Source organism: Nitratireductor sp. OM-1 (genome assembly GCF_003296175.1).
GTDB lineage: Bacteria > Pseudomonadota > Alphaproteobacteria > Rhizobiales > Rhizobiaceae > Nitratireductor > Nitratireductor aquimarinus.
The window spans coordinates 475,260-491,117 of record NZ_CP029208.1; the positions used below are offsets into that span (position 1 = coordinate 475,260).

The window sequence follows — 15,858 nt, forward strand, 5'->3', positions numbered from 1 at the left end:
CCGGTCTCATTTCTGGCCGGTCTCAGTTCTGCTCGTCGGGAAACACCGGCAGGGGCAGGAACTCGACGCCTTCATCGACCAGCGCCTTGGCCTCGTCGGTCGTCGCCTCGCCATAGATGCCGCGCGCTTCGGTCTCGCCGAAATGGATTTTTCGCGCTTCCTCGGCGAATTTGTCGCCGACATAGTCCGCATTCTCGCGCACCTTTTTGGAAAGCTCCTTGAGCTGCGCCAGCGCCTGTTTCTGCTTCTCCCCCATGGCCAGTGCGATCTGGTCACGCTTCTTGCCGGTCGAGACCGCCGGCGCCATCAGGGCCTTTTCAACCTTGGTCGAGCCGCATTGCGGGCAGGAAACGAGATCGCGCTTCTTCTGCTCGTCAAAGTCCGCATTGTTGCGGAACCACGCCTCGAAAGCGTGGTCGTGCTCGCAGATCAGGTTGAAACTGATCATGAAGCTTTCCTCTCCGCCGCCCCGCCGCCGGAAACGCGTGCAACAGAGAAATCGCGCGCGTTCTTGAGGTTCGGAATCTTGCCGCGAGCGGCAGCGACCGCATCAAGGTCGAGTTCGGCCATGGCGATGCCCGGCTCGTTTCCATCGACCTCGGCCAGCACACGGCCCCACGGATCGACGATCAGCGAATGACCATAGGTCTCACGCCCGTCCTCGTGCAGGCCGCCCTGACCGGCAGCGATCATGAATGCGCCATTCTCGATGGCGCGGGCGCGCAGAAGAACATGCCAGTGCGCTTCGCCCGTCTGCCGGGTGAAGGCGGCCGGTGCTGTCAGCACCTGTGCCTCGGCAAGCGCCTGCGCACGGAAAAGCTGCGGGAAGCGCATGTCATAGCAGATGGCGAAGCCCAGACGGCCAAACGGCAGATCGGCAACAACTGCCCGCTCGCCGGCGGCATAGGTGGCCGATTCGCGCCAGCTTTCGCCATTGTCGAGATCGACGTCGAACATGTGCAGCTTGTCATAGGTGGTCACAAGCGCGCCACCGGGCGCGAACAGAAAGGCGCGGTTCGCCACCCGTCCGTCATCGAGCGCAACGGCCGTGGACCCTAAGTGAACAAAGATCGAAAGCTCATCGGCCAGCGCACGGGCGCGGTCGATGACCAGCGCGCCGCGCTCTCCGGTGATGCGCTCGAGCAGGTCTTCGCGGCTGCGCACCATCACGCCGGTCATTTCCGGGCTCTGAACATACTGCGCGCCCTTGCCCGCAGCCTCACGCACCAGCGCTTCAAAAGCGTCGGCATTGGCTTCCGGCTCGGTGCCGGAACGCATCTGCAGGGCAGCGGCGATCAGTTTGCTCATGCCGGGATCTCCTTCAACATCGCATCCAGTTTGCCTTCGCGCTCGAGAGCGTGAAGCTCATCGCAACCGCCCACATGGACGTCGCCAATGAAAATCTGCGGAAAGGTCGAGCGGCCATTGGCCCGCTGGATCATCTCCTGGCGCAGCTCGTTGGAAAAGCTTGCATCGTGTTCCGTGTAGGAAACGCCCTTGCCGTCGAGCAGGCGCTTGGCGGCGCTGCAGAAGCCGCACATCATCCGTGTGTAGATCGTTACGTCAGACATTTTCGGTCCCATGCTTTGTCGGGGTTTATATAGGCTCTTGGAGGTCCGCCCGAAAGTCCCCCGGCAAAACGCGCGCAAATGTCAGAACATCCACCTCGCGCGCGCCGGCACGCTTGAGAACCCGTGAGGCGGCGGCAACCGTCGCGCCGGTGGTGTATACATCGTCCACCAGAACGACGCGCCGCGCCCTGATCGCCGGGCGGTGGGCGTCCGGCACGACAAATGCGCCGCGCACATTGGCCTCGCGCTCGCTCGCCCGCAGTCCCACCTGCTGGCGCGTGCGCCGCGTCCGCACCAGAGCCTCCGGCATGTAATCAACGCAAGCCAGACGCGCCACAGCCCGCGCAAGCTCCGCCGATTGGTTGAAGCGCCTTGAAAAGAAACGGCTGCGATGCAGCGGAACCGGCACCACCAGATCCGCCTCGGGCAGGATTTCTCCGCCGGCCCGAAGCATCCAGCGCGCCATCCACGGCGCGAGATCGGTGCGGTCGCGGAATTTCAGCCCCTGAACCAGCCGCCGGGCGACGCCGCCATAGGCGACCGCCGAGCGCGCCCGCGCAAAGGGCGGCGGCGATGCAATCGCCTCCGCAGAGAGCATGCTGTCGCCAAGGTCCAGAGAGAAAGGCGTGCCCATGACCGGACACCATGGCCGCTCCAGAAAGCGCAGCCGCACCCAGCAGGAAGCGCAGAGCGTTCCGGGTTCCGTGACAAGGCTGGAACAGCCGAGACACACCGGCGGGAAGAGGATGCGCTGCATCCACCCGCTCATCACCCCGGTCAATCGCAATACGCCCTCCACGAAACGCCCCTCCCCCAAAAGGCATTGCCTCTTTGCCAGCATAGTCTTTTTGTGCGATGGCGCATCCAGAAACAAAGGATGACGCATGGAACAGCTCTTCGACGCCGATCTGGCCCTTCTGCACAAGAAGCGCGCCCTGAAGCAGGGCGATCCGGGAGCCCGCTTTCTGATGCAGCGGGCCGCTGCCGATCTGGAAGAGCGGCTGGCCACCGTCGAGCGGCGCTTTGAAAACGCCGCAGCGCTCTTCTGCCTCACCTCCGACGCGGCCATGGCCATGCGCGAAAGCGGCAAGGTCGACCAGGTGACCCGCATCGAGGCCGACGCCGCCCTTCTTGGCGATGACGGCATCGTCGCGGCAACGGAAACCCTGCCTTCCGAACCCGGCAGCCACGATCTCATCGTTTCGCTTCTCAGCCTGCATGAGGCAAATGACGTTCCGGGCATGCTCGCCCAGATCCGCCGTGCGCTGAAGCCCGACGGCCTGTTTCTCGGCGCGATGGCCGGCGCCGGCACGCTTCAGGAACTCAGGGAAGCCCTGCTTGCCGCAGAGACCGAGATTTCAGAGGGTGCTGCCCCGCGCGTGAGCCCCTTTGCCGATGTGCGCGATGTGGGCGGACTGCTCCAGCGTGCGGGTTTTGCGCTGCCGGTCACCGATCTCGAGAACCTGACCGTGCGTTACGACACCATGTTCGACCTGATGCGGGATCTGCGCTTCATGGGCGCGACCAGCGCGCTTGTCGCGCGCTCGCGCAAACCGGCCACGCGCGCACTCTTCATGCGCGCCGCACAGATCTATGCCGAGCGCTTCTCCGATCCGGACGGGCGTATCAGGGCAAGTTTCAACATTATCTGGATGTCTGGCTGGGCCCCGCACGAATCCCAGCAAAAGCCGCTCGCACCGGGCAGCGCGAAGATGTCACTGAAAGAGGCTTTGGAGAAAAACAGGGGCGAATAGGCCCCTTAAGGCAATGGCTATGGCAATGACTGCGGCTTCCCTACTGGTTGGCCGTGGTCACTTTGCTCGCGACGTCCCCATAGCTGGCTTTGAGCTGCTGTCCCGTCTGCGCCGCACCGACCACGATCGCCAGAGCGATCAGGCCTGCAATTAACGCATATTCGATTGCGGTCGCGCCGCACCGATCCTTGAGAAAATGCCTGCCCATTTGCCCGGCTCCCCCTGTCTGGAAGGCAATTCTGGGCGAAAAGCCTTAAGAAAAGCTGAGAGCCGATTAACGAGATCAGCAGTCGCCGCTGCGTCGTCCATCCTGATGGATGATGCATGTGGCGTTGCGCGAGGGCTGCAAAACACTGCGCCGGATCGTGTAACTGCGGTCCTGCCGCTTCGTGGAAGACGTGGTGATGGGGTCGATCCCGAACGGCGCGCCAACCTGCGCGATCTTGGAGCGGGTGCTTTTTTCAACAACCGGCGTCAGAAACAGCGCGAGCGCGACAGCTGCGGTTCCAAAAAGCAGGGCGATCCTGAGTGCCCCGATGCCCACATTGCCGGCCCGCGTGGACCAGCCCGCGCGTTCCGTATCCCCAAATTCGCCAGAAACCATACCAACCTCTCGCCAGATGGTTAAACCCTGCCGCGAAAACGGCCCGTCCCCGCAATCAACTTGTCACTGTTGCGTAAACGAAGGATTAACTCTGTTCGAGCGGCCCGGCTTTGTGCCGACAGGCGCTTTACAGCAGGTCGATGAGGTGCGGGATAAGCGGCGCATCGGCCGGCGGCATGGGGTAATCGCGCATGTCGCGCGGGCGCACCCATTTGAGTTCCTGCCCTTCCTGCGGACGCGGCGTGCCCCAGAAGCGGCGGCAGACATAGAGCGGCATCAGCAGGTGAAAATCATCATAGGTGTGGCTGGCGAAAGTCAGCGGCGCAAGGCACGCCGTCTTCGTCTCGACGGCGATTTCCTCGACAAGCTCGCGCACAATGGTGTTTTCCGGCGTCTCGCCGTTCTCCACCTTGCCCCCGGGAAACTCCCAGAGCCCCGCCAGCGCCTTGCCTTCGGGGCGTTTGGCGAGCAGCACCCGCCCATCCGCATCAACCAGCGCACAGGCTGCGACCAGCAGGATCGGCTTGGCCGGCTGGGAAAGATCGTTCATTCGGCGTGCTCCGTGCCGACCGCTTCCTGCGGCTGGCGGTAATGATAGGAATAGATTTCGCGGAAGCCCATCGCCTTGTAGAGGCCTACGGCGACCTCGTTATCGGCCTCCACCTGCAGCCAGGCCCGCTCCGCCCCGTGTGACTGGGCCCATTTGAGCGCAGACAGGAGAACACGGCGGCCATAGCCCTTGCCGCGCCATGAAGGGCGCGTCGCGATTTCAAAGAGCCCCGCCAGATCGCTGTCATGCACGCAGATGGCGGTCGCCACCGGCTCTTCGCCCTCTTCGAGGACGAACAGGCCGGTTTCCGGGCGAATCGCGCCAATGACACGCGAAAGACCCGCGCGGTGCAGCTCCTCATAGCCATGCACCTTGAGCGTGGCATTGACGAAGCGTCGCCGGTCCTTGAGCGGTATCTGGTCCATCGCCTCGGTCAGATCCGCCTCGCGCAAATCGAGCGCCATGACAAGCGAACGGCCAAGCGTCGACCAGCCCTGCTCGTCGAGATAGGTGGAGATTTCAGGCGCGGCGAGCGGCGACAGCCGGAAGGTGAGCGGCCGCCCATAGGCCTTGAACTGCTCGGCAGCGCGCGCGATGCGCTCTTCAAGGTTTCGATGATCGCCCGGATCAAGCGGATTGATGGAATTCAGGCGCTTTGCAGGGTGACCGGCGGTCAGCCGCAGCACCCAGGTGCCGTCATAGGCCACCGTTTCGGCAGGCCAAGCGCGCAACCCCGCCGCCTCAAAGCGGCGGATGATGGCGAAATCCTGTTTTACGTCCTGCCTCACTTGGCCTGGCACACCCTAGCTCCGATAGTCGCCATTGATGGCGACATATTCCTTGGTCAGGTCGCAGGTCCAAACCGTGGCCTTGCCGCGCCCGAGTCCGAGATCCACGCGCAGCGTGATCTCATCCTTCTTCATATAGGCGGAGGTTTCTTCTTCGGAATAGGCCGGATCGCGTTCCCCCTCATGGGCAACGCGAATATCGCCGAACCAGATCGACAGAAGATCGCGCTCGGCCGGCTCGCCCGCCTTGCCGACAGCCATGACGACGCGGCCCCAGTTTGCGTCTTCGCCGGCAACCGCCGTCTTCACCAGCGGCGAATTGGCGATGGACATCGCAATCTTTTTTGCCGAACGGGAAGACTTTGCGCCCGTCACCGTGATTTCGAGCTGTTTGCGCGCGCCTTCGCCATCGCGGACGATCTGCAGCGCGAGATTCTTGAGGATGCGGTTGAGCGCCCGGCGGAAGCCTGCGAGCCGGGGATCCTTCAGATCGTTGATCGGCGTGACACCGCGCTTTGCGGCAGCGCCCGTTGCAAACATCATCAGCGTGTCGCTGGTGGAGGTGTCGCTGTCGACCGTCACCGCGTTGAAGGTCTTGCCGGTTCCACGCGACAGAAGATCCTGCAGAACGGGCGCGGCAATCGGCGCATCCGTCGCCACGAAGGAAAGCATGGTGGCCATGTCGGGCGCGATCATGCCCGCGCCCTTGGCAATGCCGTTGATGACCACATCATGTTCGCCAAGGCGCACGGTCGCCGTCGCCACCTTGGGATAGGTGTCGGTGGTCATGATGGCTCTGGCGGCCTCAAGCCAGCCGCCCGGCGCTGCCTTTGCGGCCATGCCTTCCAGAAAACCGGTAATGCGCTCCGCCGGCAGCGGCTCGCCGATCACACCGGTGGACGCCATGAAAACCGTGCTCTTGTCCGCCTTGACCGCAGCCGCGGCAGCTTCGCCCACGGCAGAAGTGGTCGCGCGTCCCTTCTTGCCGGTGAACGCGTTGGCGTTTCCGGAATTCACGACGAGAATGCGCGCCTCGCCGCCGGCCAGATTTTCGCGGCAGAGTTCCACCGGAGCCGATGGGCACTTGGATTGGGTGAAAACGCCGGCAGCCGTGGTGCCCTCATCGAACACCATGGTCAGGAGATCGGTTCGCCCCTTGTATTTCACACCGGCTTCAGCGGTTGCGATGCGCACACCGTCAATGGCGGGCATATCGGGATAGGTCTTGGGAGCAAGAGGAGAGACTGCAACAGACATGGGGCAAACTTACTCGGGTTGGAAGCTTTGGATTCCTGCCGGTCTGCCCGAGTTTTTTTTCCGACGCAAGCTGAAACAGCTCGGATACCCGGCGGCGCGTCAGCCGACCCACAGTGCACACAGCACCGTCTGACAAAACAAAAACGGCGGACGCCAGGCGCCCGCCGTTTCCAATTGAACCTGCGCTTCAGCGCTTATTCGCTTTTGGTCTCTTCGCCTTCACCGGCTGCTTCAGCCCCGGAAGCGGCTTCTTCCTGCTGCTTCTCGGCTGCGTCGATGAATTCCTTGAGAGCCGGGTCCTTGACGTCGACTTCAGCGGTGTCACGCAGCGCCGAAACCTGTTCGACATAGCGCTCACGCACCAGAAGGGAGCGTACGCGATCCTTCACGGCGTCGAATGCCGGCGGCTGCTTGGCGCGCTTGTCTTCAACCTTGATCACATGGAAACCGAACTGGGTTTCGACGGGCTCCTTGGAGAATTCGCCCGGATTGATGGCAAATGCAGCCTTTTCGAATTCGGGCACCATCTGGCCGGAAGCGAAATAGCCGAGGTCGCCGCCATTGGCTGCCGCACCGTCAGTGGATTTCTCCTTGGCGATCTCTTCAAAATTGCCGCCCTCTTCGAGCTGCTTGATGATCGCTTCGGCTTCTTCCTTGGTCTTCACCAGAATGTGACGGGCGCGCACCTCGTTGACGGCAGGCGCATCAGCGATCTGCTTGTCGTAGCTGGCGCGGACATCTTCCTCGGTCACGGCGTCGTTGACGATCTTCTCGATGAAGGCCGCATGAAGCGCCTGATTGCGCAGGAATGCCAGGCGCTTTTCAAAGGCTTCACCCTCGGCAAGGCCCTTTTCTTCGGCCTCGGAGGCCAGCAGGCGGATCTCGATCAGCGCCGAAAGAAGTGCTGCGCGGCGCTGCGGATCGGGCAGATTACCGAACTGCGCGCCATACTCCGCGCTGGCGATAGCCAAATCGCCCTCCGTAATCTCCATGCCATTCACAGTGGCGACGACATCGGCATCGGCAGCATGAGCAGGCATGAAGCCTACAGCGGCCAGCGTCAGACCGGCCCCAACCTGAATGGCCAGGAAACGGCGAAACGATTTCAGCATGAAACTCTCCGTTGGTGATTCCGTTTTAGCCCAAACCGCTTATCAATATGGCGGAATTTTGCGCAAGAGCGCATGTTTAACGCGGCGTTGACATCACTCTTGGCCCCTCTTATCTGTCCTGATGTCCTGCGTCCAGAACGCATTTCAGGACACGAATTGTTATATAATTGCTCTCGCTCGGCGCGAGCAGGGTGTTTACCCCGCTCTTGAATGCCGTCTGTCAGAAAGTGAAAGGACCACTGGATGGTCAGTCTCGGCGGTCTCGCCCGCAAAGTTTTCGGCTCCTCGAACGATCGTCGCGTGAAGGGTTTCCGCCCGCGCGTCGCCGCGATCAACGCGCTTGAAGACGAAATGAAGGCGCTGTCCGACGAGGCATTGCGCGGAAAAACAGAAGAGTTCCGCAAGGAGCTCGCGAACGGAAAGTCGCTCGACGACATTCTCGTTCCCGCCTTCGCCGTGGCGCGCGAGGCATCCCGCCGCGCGCTGGGCATGCGCCCCTTTGACGTGCAGCTGATCGGCGGCATGGTTCTTCACGAAGGCTCCATCGCCGAGATGAAGACGGGTGAAGGCAAGACGCTGGTTGCGACGCTTCCCGTTTACCTCAACGCCTTGTCCGGCAAGGGCGTGCACGTGGTCACGGTCAATGACTACCTGGCCAAGCGCGACTCCGAGTGGATGGCCCGCCTCTACGGCTTCCTCGGTCTTTCGACCGGCGTCATCGTGCATGGCATGTCGGATGACGAGCGCCGCGCGGCCTATGCCTGCGACGTGACCTACGCCACCAACAACGAGCTCGGCTTCGACTATCTGCGCGACAACATGAAGTATGAGCGCGACCAGATGGTCCAGCGCGGACACTTCTACGCCATCGTCGATGAGGTGGACTCCATCCTGATCGATGAGGCGCGCACGCCGCTCATCATTTCCGGCCCGCTGGACGACCGCTCCGAGCTTTACAACAAGATCGACACCTTCATTCCGCATCTCGTGGAAGACGATTACGAAATCGACGAGAAGCAGCGCACCGCGACCTTCACGGAAGAAGGCACGGAGAAGATGGAGAACATGCTCCGCGAAGCGGATCTGTTCAAAGGCGATTCGCTTTACGACATCGAGAATGTCGCCATCGTGCACCACCTGAACAATGCGCTGAAGGCGCACAAACTGTTCCAGCGCGACAAGGATTATATCGTCCGCAATGGCGAAATCGTCATCATTGACGAATTCACCGGCCGCATGATGCCGGGCCGCCGCTTCTCGGAAGGCCTGCACCAGTCGCTTGAGGCCAAGGAGCACGTGGCGATCCAGCCGGAGAACCAGACGCTCGCCTCGATCACCTTCCAGAATTACTTCCGCATGTACGACAAGCTGGGCGGCATGACCGGTACGGCTTCGACGGAAGCGGAAGAATTCGGCAACATTTACGGGCTCGAAGTCATCGAGATCCCGACCAACCTGCCGATCCAGCGTCTTGATGAGGACGACGAGGTCTACCGGACCGTCGAAGAGAAGTTCAAGGCGATTGTCCGCGAGATCAAGGAAGCCGCCGCCAAGGGGCAGCCGATCCTGGTCGGCACGACGTCCATCGAGAAATCGGAATTCCTGGCCGAGCGTCTTCGTCAGGAAGGCTTGCAGGGCTTTGAGGTCCTGAACGCGCGCCATCACGAGCGCGAGGCCTTCATCGTGGCGCAGGCCGGCAAGCCGGGCGCTGTCACCATCGCCACCAACATGGCCGGTCGCGGCACCGACATTCAGCTCGGCGGCAACCCGGAAATGCGGATTGCCGAAGAGCTTGGCGACATGGAAGCCGGCCCCGAGCGCGATGCGAAGGAACAGGCCATCCGCGAGGACGTGAAGCGCCTCAAGGAGCAGGCGCTGGCCGCCGGCGGTCTTTTCGTTCTGGCCACCGAGCGCCATGAAAGCCGCCGCATCGACAACCAGCTCCGTGGCCGTTCCGGCCGTCAGGGCGATCCGGGCCGCTCCAAGTTCTATCTGTCGCTCCAGGACGACCTGATGCGCATCTTCGGTTCCGACCGAATGGACAGCATGCTGCAAAAGCTCGGCCTCAAGGAAGACGAGGCCATCGTCCATCCCTGGATCAACAAGGCGCTTGAAAAGGCGCAGAAAAAGGTCGAGGCGCGCAACTTCGACATCCGCAAGAACCTGCTCAAGTTCGACGACGTGATGAACGACCAGCGCAAGGTGGTCTTCGAGCAGCGCATTGAGCTGATGGACGGTGAGAACCTCTCCGAGACCGTCGCCGAGATGCGTCAGGACACGGTCGACGATCTGGTCGCGCGCCACATCCCCGAAAAGGCCTATGCCGAGCAGTGGCAGACCAGGGAACTGCGCGAAGCGGTGCAGAATTCGCTGAACCTGGACCTTCCCATCGAGGAATGGGCGCAGGAAGAAGGCATCGCCGAAGACGATATCCGCGAGCGCATCAGCGAGGCCGCCGAGGCTGCCGCCAAGGACCGCGCCGAGCGTTTCGGCCCCGACATCATGAACTATGTCGAGAAGTCGATCCTGCTGCAGACGCTCGATCATCTGTGGCGCGAGCATCTGGTAAATCTCGACCATCTGCGCTCCGTCGTCGGCTTCCGCGGCTACGCCCAGCGCGATCCGCTGAACGAGTACAAGACCGAGGCATTCGAGCTCTTCCAGTCGATGCTCAGCAATCTGCGCCAGGTGGTGACGTCGCAGCTCATGCGCGTCGAGCTGGTGCGCGAGGCCGCCGACGCACCGCCGCCGGAAGCACCGGAAATGCAGGCGCATCATATCGACGGTTCGACGGGCGAAGACGAGTTCGCGGACGGCGAGACGATGACGCTCGCCCGCGCCGAAGGCAGCGTGGTCGCCGCAGAGGACCGCGACCCGAACGACCCCGCAACCTGGGGCAAGGTCGGCCGCAACGAAGCCTGCCCCTGCGGCTCGGGCAAGAAATACAAGCACTGCCACGGCGCTTTCGCCTAAGCTGTCCGGCGCTCGCGCGTCTCTCAACAGATAACGAAAAGGCCGGGTTTTCATCCGGCCTTTTTCTTTGCCGGAACAAAGAAGCGACCGCCCGGCCCGCCCTTTCTTTTTCTTAAGCAGTTTGCGCTAAACCGCAGGTCGAGTGACTTGAGAGGAGTGGGGCGGGTGCGCTTTTCAGCGACGGGGACCGGTGAACGCTTGCTGCCGGAGCAGCTGGCCGCGCGCGCGCGTCCCTGGCTTGCGAAGCTCGACACCCTCATTTCTGCACGCGATGCGCGTGGCGAGGCCGGTCGCAACGCACTGCTTGCCTTCGCGATCCGCATCGTCAACGCAGTCATCGCGTTTTTCAGCCAGGTCTTTCTGGCCCGCTGGATGGGCAGTTTCGAATACGGCATCTATGTGCTGGTCTGGGTGACGATGATCATCCTCGGCAACATTTCGTGCCTCGGCTTTCACACGGCGATCATCCGTTTCATTCCCGAATACCGCACCAAGGGTGCTTTTGCGGAGCTGCGCGGCGTCAACATTGCCGGCCGGTTCTTCGTGCTGGGCACCTCGACACTGTTCATGCTCGCGGGCCTGGCGGGCCTGCGCTTTCTGGAACCCTATATCGAATCCTATTACGTGGTTCCGTTCTATCTGGGGCTCATCTGCCTGCCCATGCTGGCGCTGAGCGACCTTCTGCAGGGCGTCTCGCGGGCAAATGCATGGGTGGTCTGGGCCCTGCTTCCCGCCTATTTCATCCGCCCCATACTGATCCTGCTCTTCATGGCGGGAGCGGTTCTTTCCGGCTACGCGCCCGACGCAAAGACGGCCATCATCACGGCCATTCTGGCCACCTATGCCACCACGCTCCTGCAATTCGTCAGCATCACGACGCGGGTGAAGCGCAGCACGCCACCCGGCAAACCCCGCTTCCTGATGAAGCACTGGGTCGGCATTTCGCTGCCGATCTTTCTGGTCGAGAGCTTCTATTTCCTGCTCACCAATGCCGACGTGCTGATGGTCGGTCGCTACATGACGCCCACGGATGTGGCCATCTACTTCGCCACCGTGAAAACGCTGGCGCTGGTGCATTTCGTCTATTTCGCGGTGAAGGCCAGCGTTGCGCAGCGCTATTCGGCCTACATGCATGGCGGCGACAGGGAAGGCCTTGCAGCCTTCGCGGCGGAGACGGTCACCTGGACCTTCTGGCCGTCGCTGGCCATGGGCGTTGTCGTGCTCATCATCGGCAGGCCCATGCTCATGCTGTTCGGCAGCGGCTTCACGGCCGGCTATCCGCTTCTCTTCCTTCTGGTTTCCTGCGTGGTTGCCCGCGCGGCCGTGGGGCCTGCGGAGAGCCTTCTCACCATGAGCGGCTACCAGAAAGTGTGCGCCGGCATCTACGCCATCACGCTCGGCATCAATATCGGGCTCAACATGGTTCTGATCCCGATCTACGGCCTGTGGGGCGCAGCCATCGCCACCGGGCTCGCCATTCTGTTCGAAGCAGCATCCCTCTCATTCACCGCCTGGCGGAAGCTTGGAATCCGCATGCTGGTGTTCCTCCCGCGCGCCAGAAAGGAGGCTTCCTCTTGAGCATCCCCCCTCTCCTCGAAGAATCGAGCAGCGGCGCATCGGGCGCGGCAAGCGATCACCTGACCGATATCGCGCAGAAAACCGACACCAGACATCTGGCGCTGCTTGCAGCCGAGCAGAGCGAACGCAAGCTCGCCATCTATCCGGCGTCCGCCGGCTTCGAGCTGGTGGACGAGCTCGACTATCTGGCCGCGCGTTCCATCGAGACCAACATCTTCTTCAATCCGCGTTTTCTGGCGCCGGCCATGCCGCGCCTTGAAGACCGCGAAGTGCGGCTTGCGGTCATCCGCGACGGCACGGAGGAGCGGAGCCGCCTGCGGCTTCTCGTTCCCTTCACCATCGAGCGCCCGCTTCTGCCTTTCAGCGTTCCGGTTCTGCGCACCTGGTCGAACCCGTTTGGCCCTCTGGGCACGCCACTGGTCGACTATGACGATCCGGCCGGCGTGATCGAGGATTTCTTCGCCATGCTGGCGCGGCCCCATCTCGACCACCCGAAAGTGTTCGTTCTGCCGGATGTGGGACTGGACGGCGCATTTGCGGCGATCCTGCGCACGGTGGTGGATGCCCGGAACCTGCCCTTCCAGATCACCAACCGCATCGAGCGCCCGACGCTCGAAAGCGCGCTTGATGGCGACACCTATCTGCGCGATTCGCTGCGCGCCCATCACTATCGCGAGTTCCGCCGCCTCAAGCGCCGGCTGGGCGAAATGGGCAAGCTGGACTACAGGATCGCCCGCCACCCCGACGAGGTGCGTCACGGCATCGAAGCGTTTCTGACGCTTGAGGCTTCGGGCTGGAAGGGCCGCGAACGCTCGGCCATGGCCATCGACCGCTACCGCGCCGCCTTCGCCCGCGAAGCCGTGCACCGGCTGTGCGAGCGCGACATGTGCCGCATTCACATGCTGACGCTCGATGATGCGGTGATCGCGTGCCTCATCGTGTTCATCGAAAACGGCACCGCCTACACGTGGAAGACGGCCTATGACGAGGGCTTCGCCGCCTATTCGCCCGGCACGCTTCTCATGATCGAGGTCACCAAGACGCATCTGGACGATCCCAACATCATCATGACGGATTCCTGCGCGGTGCCGGATCATCCCGTGATGAGCCGCCTGTGGAGCGAGCGGAGGCCGCTCGGCACCATGGTTGTGGGGCTCACGCCCGATTCGGACCGGCATGTCCGCAAGGCGGCGGCGCAGCTCAGCCTGACACGGCGTGTGCGAAACCGGCTCCGGATTGCCCGAAACCGCCTGCGCAGCGCGCTCGGGTAAAGCTTCCACGTTCGGGAACAAACCCGGGCCGTCCGTCGTTCGCCTATAACGTGCAAGCCTGATATATTGGCGCAACATCGGAGGCTGGCCATGCGTTTGAAGACTTTCCGCCGCGACCATGTTTCGAAGCCCATCTTCAACTGGGCGCGAAAGATCATGCCGCCGATTTCGGAAACGGAACGCGAGGCGATCGACGCAGGCACGGTCTGGTGGGATGGCGAGCTGTTCACCGGCGATCCCGACTGGGAGCAGCTTGTGGCAATGCCGCCGGCGCGTCTTTCGGACGAGGAACAGGCCTTCATGGACGGGCCGGTGCGCGAACTCTGCGCCATGGTCGACGACTGGACGCTGAACTGGCGTGACCGCGACCTGTCGCCCGCCGTCTGGGACTTCATGCGCAGGAACAAATTCTTCGGCATGATCATCCCGAAGGAATTCGGCGGGCTCGGCTTTTCCAACACCGCGCATTCGGAAGTGGTGCGCACGCTCTCTTCCGCCAGCATCGTGGCGGGCGTCACGGTGATGGTGCCCAATTCGCTCGGCCCCGGCGAACTGCTCATGCATTTCGGCACAGAGGCGCAGCGCAAATACTGGCTGCCGCGGCTGGCCGACGGCCGCGAAGTGCCCTGTTTCGGCCTCACCTCGCCCCATGCGGGCTCCGACGCCGCCGCCATGACTGACACGGGCGTGGTGGAATACGGCACGTGGAAGGGCAAGAAGGTGCTCGGCCTGCGTCTCAACTTCCACAAGCGCTACATCACGCTTGGCCCCATCGCCACGGTGATGGGCCTCGCCTTCAAGATGCACGACCCGGAAAACCATCTTGGCCGGGGCGAGGATCTGGGCATCACCGTCGCCCTTTTGCCCACCGACACGAAGGGCGTGCGCCACGGCGACCGGCACATTCCGCAATACACCTTCTTCCAGAACGGACCGCTCTACGGCGAGGACGTGTTCGTGCCGCTTGATCACATTCTCGGCGGCGAGGAACAGATCGGCCAGGGCTGGACCATGCTGATGACGGCGCTCGCCGCCGGTCGCAGCATTTCGCTTCCCTCTCAGTCGGCCGCATCCGCCGCCATGTGCGCGCGCGCCACCGGGGCCTATGCGCGGGTGCGCACGCAGTTCAACGTGCCCATCGGCATGTTCGAGGGCATTCAGGAGCCGCTCGCCGAACTGTGCGGCAACGCTTATCTGATCGATGCCGCGCGGCGCGTCACGCTGGCGGCGCTGGATGAAGGGCACAAGCCCTCGGTCGTCTCGGCAATCATGAAATACCACGCCACCGAGCGCATGCGCCGCTCCGTGGAGCACGCCATGGACATTCATGGCGGCAAGGCCGTCATCGACGGGCCGAACAACTATATGGGCGCGATGTATCGCGCCGTTCCCGTCGGCATCACGGTCGAAGGCGCGAACATCCTCACCCGCAATCTGATGATCTACGGACAGGGTGCAATCCGCTCCCACCCTTATATGCTGGAAGAGCTTCTGGCGCTTTCAAGCGACAACAGGGAAGAAGGGCTCGATCATTTCGACGACACGTTCTGGAAGCATGTCGGCCACGCCCTCAAGACTGCGGGACGCGCTTTCGTTCGCGGCTGGAGCGGCGGCTTCCTCGGGCCCGCGCCCGAAAGTGCGGCGATGCCGCATCACTGGAAGAAGCTGTCGCGCTATTCGGCGGCCTTCGCCCTGCTCTCGGATTTCGCCCTGCTGACGCTTGGCGGCTCCCTCAAGCGCAGGGAGATGATCTCCGCGCGGCTGGGCGACATTCTGGCCGAACTCTACCTCCTCGGTGCAGTGCTCAAACGCTATGAGAGCGAGGGGCGGTTTGCCGAAGACAAGCCCATCGTCGACTATCTGATGCTTGAGGGCGAAGCACGCCTCGGCGTTGCCTTCCGTGGCGTTCTGGACAATCTGCCGGCACGGCCCGCCGCCTGGCTGGTGCGCCTGATCGCCTTCCCCCTTGGCGTGCCCAAACCGGCGCCGTCCGACAGGCTTTCCTCGCAGCTTGCCGAAATTCTCATGAAACCGTCAGAGCAGCGGGACCGGCTGACGCCGGATCTCTATCTGGGTCAGGGGCATGACCACCATCCGCTGAAGGATCTGGAACGCGCCTTCCGGCTCGTCATCGACGCAGCGCCCATCGAGAAGAAGATGCGCGCCAGCAAGGTCAGCGACCCGCAGGAAGCACACGACATGGACCTCATCACCGATGGCGAGTTCACGCAGCTTCGCGAAGCGCAGGAGGCGGTCGCGCGGGTGATCGCGGTGGATGCCTTTCCGATGGAAGACATCTCCGCCACCGCAGACCAACATAAAAAGAAGAAGCCTGCCGCGCGGCGAAAGACACCGCGGCGACAGGCTGCCGAATAGCGCCGGTCAGAGCCGGCAAAAGCA

General features: G+C 62.7%; 15 protein-coding genes. 5 read left to right on the forward strand and 10 right to left on the reverse strand.

Annotated elements, in window-relative coordinates; genetic code table 11:
• Nucleotides 1-22: 22 nt before the first annotated feature.
• Genes DEJ54_RS02135 through DEJ54_RS02150 form a run of 4 tightly spaced genes read right to left on the reverse strand, consistent with a single transcriptional unit; the run spans nt 23 to nt 2,340 of the window.
• Nucleotides 23-448 carry a DUF1178 family protein gene (locus DEJ54_RS02135; RefSeq protein ID WP_113153108.1) on the reverse strand — a complete coding sequence of 142 codons (426 nt, stop codon included), beginning with the start codon at nt 446-448 and terminating at the stop codon, nt 23-25.
• Complete coding sequence (locus tag DEJ54_RS02140) at nt 445-1,308, reverse strand: carbon-nitrogen hydrolase family protein (protein WP_113153109.1); 864 nt, start codon at nt 1,306-1,308, stop codon at nt 445-447. Before DEJ54_RS02140 ends, DEJ54_RS02135 begins: the two co-directional genes overlap by 4 nt.
• On the reverse strand, nt 1,305-1,571 hold the full coding sequence (grxC, locus tag DEJ54_RS02145) for a glutaredoxin 3 (protein ID WP_113156026.1): 267 nt from the start codon (nt 1,569-1,571) through the stop codon (nt 1,305-1,307). Before grxC ends, DEJ54_RS02140 begins: the two co-directional genes overlap by 4 nt.
• A 25-nt stretch (nt 1,572-1,596) precedes the next feature.
• Nucleotides 1,597-2,340 (reverse strand): ComF family protein, encoded by a 744-nt coding sequence (locus DEJ54_RS02150; protein WP_113153110.1) that lies wholly within the window; start codon nt 2,338-2,340, stop codon nt 1,597-1,599.
• Nucleotides 2,341-2,455: 115 nt separating this feature from the next.
• Here DEJ54_RS02150 and DEJ54_RS02155 point away from each other — a divergent pair, with 115 nt between their 5' ends.
• Nucleotides 2,456-3,325, forward strand: a complete 870-nt coding sequence (locus tag DEJ54_RS02155) for a methyltransferase domain-containing protein (protein WP_113153111.1) — start codon at nt 2,456-2,458, stop codon at nt 3,323-3,325.
• Between the two features lie 40 nt (nt 3,326-3,365).
• Here DEJ54_RS02155 and DEJ54_RS02160 read toward each other — a convergent pair whose 3' ends face one another.
• The 6 genes from DEJ54_RS02160 to DEJ54_RS02185 all read right to left on the reverse strand — a co-directional run bounded on the left by DEJ54_RS02160 (nt 3,366) and on the right by DEJ54_RS02185 (nt 7,636).
• Nucleotides 3,366-3,533, reverse strand: a complete 168-nt coding sequence (locus DEJ54_RS02160) for a Flp family type IVb pilin (protein ID WP_113153112.1) — start codon at nt 3,531-3,533, stop codon at nt 3,366-3,368.
• A 75-nt stretch (nt 3,534-3,608) separates the two neighbouring features.
• Nucleotides 3,609-3,929 carry a hypothetical protein gene (locus DEJ54_RS02165; RefSeq protein WP_113153113.1) on the reverse strand — a complete coding sequence of 107 codons (321 nt, stop codon included), beginning with the start codon at nt 3,927-3,929 and terminating at the stop codon, nt 3,609-3,611.
• 127 nt (nt 3,930-4,056) lie between these two features.
• Nucleotides 4,057-4,479 (reverse strand): (deoxy)nucleoside triphosphate pyrophosphohydrolase, encoded by a 423-nt coding sequence (locus DEJ54_RS02170; RefSeq protein ID WP_113153114.1) that lies wholly within the window; start codon nt 4,477-4,479, stop codon nt 4,057-4,059.
• On the reverse strand, nt 4,476-5,279 hold the full coding sequence (locus DEJ54_RS02175; RefSeq protein WP_113153115.1) for an N-acetyltransferase: 804 nt from the start codon (nt 5,277-5,279) through the stop codon (nt 4,476-4,478). The genes DEJ54_RS02170 and DEJ54_RS02175 overlap by 4 nt, the downstream gene beginning before the upstream one ends.
• A 3-nt stretch (nt 5,280-5,282) precedes the next feature.
• Nucleotides 5,283-6,524, reverse strand: a complete 1,242-nt coding sequence (gene argJ, locus DEJ54_RS02180) for a bifunctional glutamate N-acetyltransferase/amino-acid acetyltransferase ArgJ (RefSeq protein WP_113153116.1) — start codon at nt 6,522-6,524, stop codon at nt 5,283-5,285.
• A 194-nt stretch (nt 6,525-6,718) separates the two neighbouring features.
• Nucleotides 6,719-7,636, reverse strand: coding sequence for a peptidylprolyl isomerase (locus DEJ54_RS02185; RefSeq protein WP_113153117.1), 918 nt, complete (start codon nt 7,634-7,636; stop codon nt 6,719-6,721).
• Nucleotides 7,637-7,879: 243 nt separating this feature from the next.
• Between DEJ54_RS02185 and secA the strand changes: the two genes are divergently transcribed.
• The 4 genes from secA (at nt 7,880) to DEJ54_RS02205 (ending at nt 15,834) form a co-directional block, all read left to right on the forward strand.
• Nucleotides 7,880-10,609: a preprotein translocase subunit SecA gene (gene secA, locus DEJ54_RS02190; protein WP_113153118.1), complete on the forward strand. Its 2,730-nt coding sequence runs from the start codon at nt 7,880-7,882 to the stop codon at nt 10,607-10,609.
• Nucleotides 10,610-10,774: 165 nt separating this feature from the next.
• Nucleotides 10,775-12,187 (forward strand): lipopolysaccharide biosynthesis protein, encoded by a 1,413-nt coding sequence (locus tag DEJ54_RS02195; protein ID WP_113153119.1) that lies wholly within the window; start codon nt 10,775-10,777, stop codon nt 12,185-12,187.
• A 68-nt stretch (nt 12,188-12,255) separates the two neighbouring features.
• Entirely contained in the window at nt 12,256-13,458 is a 1,203-nt protein-coding gene (locus DEJ54_RS02200) for a GNAT family N-acetyltransferase (RefSeq protein WP_371685973.1), read from the forward strand.
• A gap of 90 nt (nt 13,459-13,548) precedes the next feature.
• On the forward strand, nt 13,549-15,834 hold the full coding sequence (locus DEJ54_RS02205) for an acyl-CoA dehydrogenase (protein ID WP_113153121.1): 2,286 nt from the start codon (nt 13,549-13,551) through the stop codon (nt 15,832-15,834).
• Nucleotides 15,835-15,858 lie beyond the last annotated feature (24 nt).

Coding starts and splice junctions, on each gene's coding strand:
- DEJ54_RS02155 (WP_113153111.1), top strand. CDS start 2,456: ATGGAACAGCTCTTCGACGCCGATCTGGCCCTTCTGCACAAGAAGCGC.
- DEJ54_RS02170 (WP_113153114.1), bottom strand. CDS start 4,479: ATGAACGATCTTTCCCAGCCGGCCAAGCCGATCCTGCTGGTCGCAGCC.
- argJ (WP_113153116.1), bottom strand. CDS start 6,524: ATGTCTGTTGCAGTCTCTCCTCTTGCTCCCAAGACCTATCCCGATATG.
- DEJ54_RS02205 (WP_113153121.1), top strand. CDS start 13,549: ATGCGTTTGAAGACTTTCCGCCGCGACCATGTTTCGAAGCCCATCTTC.
- DEJ54_RS02150 (WP_113153110.1), bottom strand. CDS start 2,340: ATGAGCGGGTGGATGCAGCGCATCCTCTTCCCGCCGGTGTGTCTCGGC.
- DEJ54_RS02140 (WP_113153109.1), bottom strand. CDS start 1,308: ATGAGCAAACTGATCGCCGCTGCCCTGCAGATGCGTTCCGGCACCGAG.
- DEJ54_RS02185 (WP_113153117.1), bottom strand. CDS start 7,636: ATGCTGAAATCGTTTCGCCGTTTCCTGGCCATTCAGGTTGGGGCCGGT.
- grxC (WP_113156026.1), bottom strand. CDS start 1,571: ATGTCTGACGTAACGATCTACACACGGATGATGTGCGGCTTCTGCAGC.
- DEJ54_RS02135 (WP_113153108.1), bottom strand. CDS start 448: ATGATCAGTTTCAACCTGATCTGCGAGCACGACCACGCTTTCGAGGCG.
- DEJ54_RS02165 (WP_113153113.1), bottom strand. CDS start 3,929: ATGGTTTCTGGCGAATTTGGGGATACGGAACGCGCGGGCTGGTCCACG.
- secA (WP_113153118.1), top strand. CDS start 7,880: ATGGTCAGTCTCGGCGGTCTCGCCCGCAAAGTTTTCGGCTCCTCGAAC.
- DEJ54_RS02160 (WP_113153112.1), bottom strand. CDS start 3,533: ATGGGCAGGCATTTTCTCAAGGATCGGTGCGGCGCGACCGCAATCGAA.